Origin of the sequence: Oscillatoria sp. CS-180 (assembly GCF_028330965.1) — a bacterium.
Classification (GTDB): domain Bacteria; phylum Cyanobacteriota; class Cyanobacteriia; order Phormidesmidales; family Phormidesmidaceae; genus Halomicronema.
On record NZ_JAQMUB010000096.1, the window covers coordinates 22,520 to 30,832 of the forward strand.

Annotated in this window: 5 protein-coding genes and 1 tRNA gene; 4 read left to right on the top strand and 2 right to left on the bottom strand. The window is 51.8% G+C overall.

The annotated features are described in order from the left end of the window. Window positions 1-94: 94 nt before the first annotated feature. The gene (gene pcrA / locus PN498_RS26330; RefSeq protein ID WP_272066438.1) at window positions 95-2,455 is read right to left on the bottom strand and encodes a DNA helicase PcrA; all 2,361 of its coding nucleotides are present in this window, start codon (window positions 2,453-2,455) and stop codon (window positions 95-97) included. 257 nt (window positions 2,456-2,712) lie between these two features. Between pcrA and PN498_RS26335 the strand changes: the two genes are divergently transcribed. The 3 genes from PN498_RS26335 to PN498_RS26345 all read left to right on the top strand — a co-directional run bounded on the left by PN498_RS26335 (window position 2,713) and on the right by PN498_RS26345 (window position 6,138). Continuing rightward, window positions 2,713-4,386, top strand: a complete 1,674-nt coding sequence (locus PN498_RS26335) for a response regulator (protein ID WP_272066439.1) — start codon at window positions 2,713-2,715, stop codon at window positions 4,384-4,386. Window positions 4,387-4,422: 36 nt separating this feature from the next. Next, window positions 4,423-5,829, top strand: coding sequence for an ATP-binding protein (locus PN498_RS26340; RefSeq protein ID WP_272066440.1), 1,407 nt, complete (start codon window positions 4,423-4,425; stop codon window positions 5,827-5,829). 72 nt (window positions 5,830-5,901) lie between these two features. Further along, window positions 5,902-6,138 (top strand): hypothetical protein, encoded by a 237-nt coding sequence (locus tag PN498_RS26345; RefSeq protein WP_272066441.1) that lies wholly within the window; start codon window positions 5,902-5,904, stop codon window positions 6,136-6,138. Between the two features lie 209 nt (window positions 6,139-6,347). Here the strand turns inward: PN498_RS26345 and PN498_RS26350 are convergent. Next, window positions 6,348-6,428 (bottom strand) — tRNA-Leu (locus PN498_RS26350). A 244-nt stretch (window positions 6,429-6,672) separates the two neighbouring features. On the opposite strand from PN498_RS26350, the gene ggt reads away from it, so the two are divergent. Continuing rightward, window positions 6,673-8,238, top strand: coding sequence for a gamma-glutamyltransferase (gene ggt / locus PN498_RS26355; RefSeq protein ID WP_272066442.1), 1,566 nt, complete (start codon window positions 6,673-6,675; stop codon window positions 8,236-8,238). Window positions 8,239-8,313 lie beyond the last annotated feature (75 nt).

The following is an 8,313-nucleotide window of genomic DNA, read 5'->3' on the forward strand; positions in this document are numbered from 1 at the left end:
TCAAATTTTGCGCCTGACTCCTTACCTATCAACATTTTCGCCTCCAATAGCTGCTCCCTGAACTGGTCTGGCTCTTATAATTTCCATTCAATAGTTACTCGGCCTTCTGTAGCTTTGTGAGCTTTGGATCGATAATTTTCCGCCCCTGCCCCTGAAACTTGATCGCCAGGCAAATCTTGTTACCCGCACCAAAAATGTGGGTCACTTCCCCTGCGCCGTAGGCATCATGTACCGCTACGTCGCCCACGCTCCAATCAAATTCATGTGCTCCACTGCCAGGCTTCGCGGCTATCTCTTTGTTCTTGCGAGTATTACGGATTGGGGTAGCCATGCGTTGGGGTAGCCCTAGCCCTGAATTAGTTGTGATGAAGTCTGCGGGTAGCTCTGCCAGAAATAGTGAAGGACTGGCTGGTTCACGATTTCCATATAGCCGTCGCTGTCGCGCATAGGAAATGAACAGTCGTTCCTTAGCACGAGTGATGCCCACATAGCAAAGGCGGCGCTCCTCTTCTGTTGCAGCCGGATCTTCCAAAGACCGGAAGTTAGGGAAAAGTCCTTGCTCTAGGCCAACGAGAAAAACTACGGGAAACTCCAGTCCCTTAGAGGAATGAAGTGTCATAAGAGAGACCGCATTGCCCCCTTCTTTCATATCGTCCATATCGGAGGCTAAGGACGCATTGGCGAGGAAGGCAATCAAAGAACTGTCTTCGTTTTCCTCTTCAAACTGCAAGACGGCGTTGTAGAGTTCCTGAACGTTATTGAACCGTTCCATGCCTTCGTCGGTGTCGTCGGCTTTAAGGGCAGCAAGATAGCCAGAATCTTCTAGCAAATCCTGAATAATCTCAGAGCCTTTAGCACTGTCTAGCCGCTCCCGATATTTCTTAATTAAACCCGCAAATTCCAGGACTCCTTTTGCAGATCGCCCCGCCAACGTTTTAACCGAAGTCTCATCGCTGAGGATTTCCCAAAGGGGGATGCCGCCTAAGGTTTGAGTCGCCTGATCAAGTTTTTCCAAAGTGCTTTTGCCGACGCCGCGCCGAGGCACGTTAATGACGCGCTTAATGCTCACCGTATCAGCAGGATTGGCGATCGCCCGGAGGTAGGCCAGAACGTCTTTAATTTCACGGCGATCGTAGAACCGTAGACCACCCACGACCTGATAAGGAATGCTGTAGCGGGTCAGCACTTCCTCAAAAGAACGGGACTGGGCATTGGTACGATAGAGAATGGCAAAGTCGCCCCACCTCAGCTCAGGATGCTGAAACTCTAAATTTCGCAGTTGTCCCACCACAAAATCGGCTTCGTGGGTTTCATCCTCCGCTTTATAGCAAAAGATTGATTCACCCTCCCCTCGCGTTGCCCGCAGCACCTTGTCAATACGTTCGGTGTTGTTTTCGATGATGTGGTTGGCAACTTCCAGAATATTGGAGGTGGAGCGATAGTTCTCCTCCAGCTTCACCATCGTGCGGGTGTCGTCATCGGGCAGACCGTCGCCAAAGTCATCCTGGAAGTTCATCAGAATGGTGAAGTCTGCTGCTCTAAATGAATAGATACTCTGGTCGGCATCACCCACAACGAAAGTGGAACGGTTACGCCAGTCGTTGAAGGTCTGAATGTCCTCACCGTTAGTTGTTAGTAGGCGAATCAGTTCGTATTGAGTGCGGTTGGTGTCCTGATACTCGTCCACCAGGATGTGACGGAAGCGATTGTGCCAATAGCCCAGCACAGACTCATTTTGCTGGAACAGCTTGACGGGAATCAGAATCAGGTCGTCGAAGTCGAGGGCATTGTTTTCTGCCAAAGCTTTTTCATAGCGACGATAGACATCCGCGATCGTGCGGCCCCGATAGTTGGGCTGCTCTCGTTCAAATTCATCGGGAGTGAGGTTCTGGTTTTTAGCATTGCTGATGGCATAGCGAACTGATCGCGGATTGAATTTCTTGTCGTCCAAATTCAGCTCTCGCACGACAATCTGCTTCACCAGACTCTGAGCGTCTGACTCATCAAAAATAGAAAAGCTACGCTTCCAGCAATAGCCCTCAGGATGCTGATATTTCTCAATGTCAAATCGGAGAATGCGGGCACACAGTGCGTGAAAGGTGCCGATCCATAGATGCTTGGTGACGGTCTTATAGACATGAGATTTGAGCTTAGTCTGCTCATATTCCGGTAACGCTGACAGGCGATCGCCGTGTTTTGCCTCGGCTTCCTGCTCTGCAAACAGCACCTCGATCCGCTCTTTCATCTCCTTCGCAGCTTTATTCGTGAAGGTCACGGCTAAGATGTTTTCCGGGTCTACCCGATGGTTCAGCACCAAGTTAGCAATGCGAAAGGTGAGGGCGCGAGTCTTGCCTGACCCCGCTCCAGCCACAACCAGGAGAGGACCGCAGAAATGTTCGACAGCAGCGCGTTGAGACGGATTGAGTTTGGCAATAAAATCAGTGGAAGCCGTCATGGGCAGGGGGATAGGGTGAGTTGCAAATACCCTTTAGTATGACATTCCTCTCCGTTTTGAACGGCCAGCTTCATGGTTCTGTAAGGACGGACATAGGCGTATTCACTATCATCAGCTGCATGAAGCGACCCAAAGCCGTGATCGCACTGTAACCGTAGCCATCTAACTAGACCCAGGAAGGACGCTAGAATCAACCGGGACTAGGGATTGACTCATCCTTACTCCTCCACCCTCAACAAACCGCTCCCAATACGTGTATGTCTGCCACCAGCAAGCCCATTATTCTCACTGTTGATGATGATGCCGAAGTGTTGCAGGCGATCGCCCGTGACCTACGACAGCAGTATGGCGATCGCTACCGCATCATGCGGGCCAATTCAGGACAGACCGCTTTGGAAACCGTACAGCAACTCACCTTGCGGAACGACACCGTGGCGCTCTTTCTGGTTGATCAGCGTATGCCTCAGATGACCGGAGTCGAATTTTTAGAGCAAGCTTTTCCAATCTTTCCGGAGGCCAAGCGGGTGTTGCTCACCGCCTATGCCGACACCGAAGCGGCCATCCGCGCCATCAACACTGCTCGCTTGGATTACTATCTGCTAAAGCCCTGGGATCCCCCTGAAGAAAAGCTCTATCCCATCCTGGATGATTTGCTGAACGACTGGCTGGCTCACTTTCATCCTGAATTTCAAGGGATTCGGGTGATTGGCGATCGTTGGTCTGCCGATTCTCACCGGGTAAAAGACTTCCTCGCCCGCAACCAGATTCCCTACCGCTGGCTCGACATTGAGCGCGACGACAATGCTCAAAAACTATTGAATTATGCTGAAATTAACGGCCCCTGTTTGCCTGTAGTGTTGTTTGCCGATGGCTCTCATCAACGGCGTCCCGACAATCGTCAGATTGCAGAAAAAATTGGCCTGCAAACCCAAGCCGCTAATCCCTTTTATGACCTAATTATCGTCGGTGGCGGACCTGCCGGACTAGCCGCAGCCGTTTATGGAGCCTCGGAAGGGCTTCGCACCGTGATGATCGAACGGGAAGCACCAGGTGGTCAGGCGGGCACCAGCTCTCGCATTGAAAACTACCTCGGATTTCCCGTGGGTTTAAGCGGCGGCGACCTAGCCCGACGCGCTGTAACTCAAGCCAAACGGTTTGGCGTCGAAATCCTTACCCCTCAAGAAGTCACCAGCATGCACTTAAAAGATGACTATCGCGTCGTCACGCTAGCAGACGGTAGCGAACTGACCGGCCACGCGGTCATCCTGGCTCTAGGAGTTTCCTGGCGGCGGCTAACCGTTCCCGGCATTGAGCACTTTACAGGCGCAGGTGTCTACTATGGAGCTGCTCAAACTGAGGCGATGGCCTGCGCTGGCGAAGACGTGTTTGTCGTTGGGGGAGCCAACTCCGCCGGACAAGCTGCCATGTATTTTTCCCGTTTTGCCCGCCAAGTGACTATGCTGGTGCGGGGCGACTCTCTGACCAAAAGCATGTCCCAATACCTGATTGATCAAATTGACGCCACTGATAATATTCAGGTGTGGACCCACTCTAGCGTCACTGAGGCCCAGGGCGATAGCCATCTTGAAGCTCTGGTGATCGAAAATTCTCAAACAGGTGAGGCGCAGACAATCGCAGCTAAATCTCTGTTCATCTTTATCGGGGCTGTTCCTCATACTGACTGGCTAACTGAGTTGGTGGAACGCGATCAGCGAGGCTTTGTCTTAACGGGTAGCGATATGAACGGTCAGAACAACAGCCCCTGTGCTCCCTGGCCTCTAGAGCGTGCTCCATTTCTGCTCGAAACTAATGTTCCTGGCATCTTCGCTGTCGGCGATGTCCGCCACGGCTCGGTTAAACGAGTTGCCTCCGGTGTGGGTGAAGGCAGCATTTGTGTCCAGTTCGTACACCAATACCTTAGCCACCTTTAACTCCTCCATCCTGTCCTCCAATTCCCCTCCCCTACTATGCTCTGCATCGACGAACTCCTCACCCTGGAACCCTTTCAGCAATTGCCTCAAGAAAAACTAGAATGGGCTTGCGATCGCGCTAAGGAACTTCAGATTCCCACAGGCACTCAGCTGATTGCAGAGGGCGGTGATCCCAATGGCTTTTTCATTTTGCTCAAGGGCAAGGTCAGCATTACTCGCCTAAGCGAAGGGGTGGAAATGCCTATCGGACAGCACGAAGCCCCAGCCTTTTTTGGCGAAATTCCAGTGCTCATGGACGGGCCGGTACTCGTGTCCATGCGAACCGTTACAGACTGTCATCTTCATCAAATCACCTGCCCTGACTTTCTGACTCTACTGCACGAGTGTCGGGGCTTCGAGCGCAGCATCTTCCGCGAAGTCGCCAATCGTCTCCGGAGGTTGGAATCCTTCATCCGCAATCGCGAAAAGATGGCGGCTTTGGGCACCTTGGCGGCGGGGCTGGCCCATGAATTGAATAATCCAGCGGCAGCCCTAGTGCGGGCCTTACGGGATGTGGTGCCCGCTATTCGTGAACTAGAGCGGATGAATTTGATTTACGGATTGGAAAATCCCGATCCTGACCATACTGAAGAATGGCAAGCCGTCCGTGATCGCGGCTACGAGGCTATCCTAAATCCCACAATGGATGCACTGGCGCTCAGCGATCGCGAAAATGAGCTGCTGGATTGGCTGGAAGATTATGGTGTTGAGGAAGCTTGGAAACTCAGCGAACCCCTAGCGATGGGTGGCATTGAGGTCGATACTTTAGAACGGCTGACGCAGTGCTGGCGCGATCGTTCCGATGAATTGCGAGATCAGGGAATTCGCTGGCTAGCCCTATCCTTTGACGTAATGTCGATGATTAAAAACGGTCTGAGAGGAGCCGAACGCATTTCGGACCTGGTGCATTCCATGAAGTCTTACTCTCACCTGGATCGAGGTGTACAGCAGTGTGTTGATATTCACAGAGGTTTAGACGACACGCTACAACTTCTGTCCTACAAGCTCAAAGCTGGAGTTACGGTTCAGCGCAAATATGATCAAACTCTGCCCGAAATTTTGGCCTACGGCAGCGAACTGAATCAGGTATGGACTAACTTAATTGACAATGCGATCGATGCGATGGGGGGAAAAGGCACGCTAGACATTCGTACCTGTCAGGATGGCAATTTTGCTCGCATTGAAATCATCGACTCCGGTACAGGCATTGCCCCAGAAATTCAGTCCCGCATCTTTGAACCGTTTTTCACCACCAAAGACATGGGCAAAGGATCAGGACTGGGCCTGGAAACCGTCAGTCGCATTGTGGAAAACCGCCATCATGGAATCATAACCGTTGACTCGCAACCCGGAAGCACTTGCTTCACCGTCTGCCTGCCTCTGCCAGAAGCATCTGCCCAATGAGTTGATCCAGCTTTAAGGAATGGTCGTCTGTTTCTTTGAATAAAATCATAATGAGAAGAGGGCCACAGCGCCATGATTTTGCTACTAATTCTGTTCGTTGTTTTGTTCACAGTCGTTTTCCTCACAAATTCAAGCAAGGGAAAACGTCGTAGACGCTCTAGTAGACGCCAAAACAACTATTTTATCGGCTACTCAGACTCCACCGGAACTGATAGTAGCAGTTCTGATGGCGGCAGCTTTGATAGTGGCAGTAGTTGCGACGGCGGTGGTGGCTTCGATGGCAGTGGCGGCTGTGATGGTGGTTTTTAAAGACCCAGCAGCTCCAACATATTCAGAAACTTGTACTGGCACAACTCTATAAGGCCTTTGAAGAGCCATAGTCGGAAAGCTATCGACCCAAAGTTCTCGATATCGCTTCCCCACGGAGTGCTTGACTTGCCGCAGACACGCTAGCTACCAGAACGCCTTAGTCTCGTCATCTGAGATTCGGGATTTGCAGAGTATAAATAACTCAAACATGCGGATGGCGAGACTCGAACTCGCACGGCAAAGCCACACGCCCCTCAAGCGTGCGTGTCTACCAATTCCACCACATCCGCGTGGGGGGTTACGGTGCTCAGAGGGATTGCAAGAACCGCTTATTAAACATAGCTCAGATCGGTACGATTTGATTCACAAGTTGGATTTTTGTAGTCGGTGGTTGGTTCTTGGTTATTAGCTGTTGCGACTTCCTCGTCGTCTATGGCCAATGAGGTATGGGAAAACATCGGGATCCTCGGGTTCGGCAAAGAAGGTAGAGTAGGGAGCACCTGTTTCAGAACATTTGAGGTTGGGAACGCGGCTATGGCTGATTTCAGTATCTCCGGTCGAGGTGTGGTGGCTGCAGGGCATCCCCTAACAGCGGAGGCGGGAGCCGAAATATTGCGGCGCGGGGGTAATGCCTTTGATGCCGCGATCGCTGCCGTGATGACGGCCTGGGTCACTGAATCAGTGCTGACGTCCGCTGGCGGAGGTGGATTTTTATTGGCATACACGGCGACGGGGCAGAGTCGTCTGTTCGACTTTTTCACCCAAACCCCACAACAGAATCGGTTGAACCAAACGCCAGACTTCTATCCGATCAATGCTAACTTTGGCGACACGCTGCAAGAGTTTCACATCGGCCTGGGTTCAATGGCTGTGCCAGGCGCGATCGCCGGTTTGCTACACGTTCACCAACAACTAGGTCGACTACCATTGGCTGACATTGTGGAACCCGCGATTCACCACGCCAAAACGGGCGTTGTCATCAATCCCTTTCTGGCCTACGTTTTTGAAGTATTGAAGCCAATCCTGACAGCCTCGGCAGCGGCTAGTGACCTGTACACTTCAGCAAGTGAGTTGTTAGTTGCCGGAGATACGCTGAAAATGCCGCAGCTAGCTGAAACGTTAACGCAAATCGCCGAAAAAGGAGCCTCTGTTTTCTATGAAGGGGCGATCGCCCAGCAGATCGCAGAGGACTGCAAAGTAGCGGGCGGATATCTCACACTTCATGACCTCCAGAATTATCAAGTGATCGAGCGCGACCCTCTGAGCTTGTCGTATCGAGACGCCACCTTTTTGACCAATCCGTCGCCTAGCTCAGGGGGAACGCTGATCGGTTTTTCGCTGAAACTGTTGGAACAGATAGACCTATCGCGGTTTGAGCAGGGTTCTGCTGAGCATTTAGCGTGCTTGACCAAAGCGATGGCCCTGACCAATGAAGCGAGGCGAAATGGCTATGACGAGAAACTCTATGAGTCGGATGTGGACAAACAGTTTTTAGCTACGGACAATGTGGCTTCCTATCAAAATGCACTTCAAGGCGTAGTCAATCGCCTTGGTAGCACCACCCATATTAGTGCTGTGGACGCAGAGGGTAATGCAGCCAGCGTCACCACATCTAATGGCGAAGGGTCGTCGTACATCATTCCAGGTACGGCCATCATGGTTAATAACATGCTTGGCGAAGAGGACTTGCACCCCTTGGGATTTCACCAATGGACACCCAACCAGCGCATTTCATCCATGATGGCCCCCAGTATTATTGTTAGAAATAGTCAACCGCAAATTGTCCTTGGTTCTGGTGGCTCAAATCGGATTCGGACTGCGATCCTCCAAGTGATTTCAAATGTCTTGGATTTTCAAATGCCTTTGGCCGAGGCGATTCATGCTCCTCGACTTCATTGGGAAGGTGGTCTGCTGCACTTAGAACCGGGCTGGCAGCCAGAGGCAGTCCATCAAGCGCAGCTTGAAGAAACGACTAACACTGTTCACTGGCAGCAGCAGAATATGTTCTTTGGTGGTGTTCATGCGGTTGCTATTAACCAAGATAAGGAGCTTCAGGGAGCTGGAGACTCAAGACGAGGTGGCGAAACTGCGATCGCTTGATCCGACCATTCCACTAAATCTGTTGAAACAATGTAAGGACGCCAAAACAGTGGTGGGGGGGGGGGGGGGGGGGGG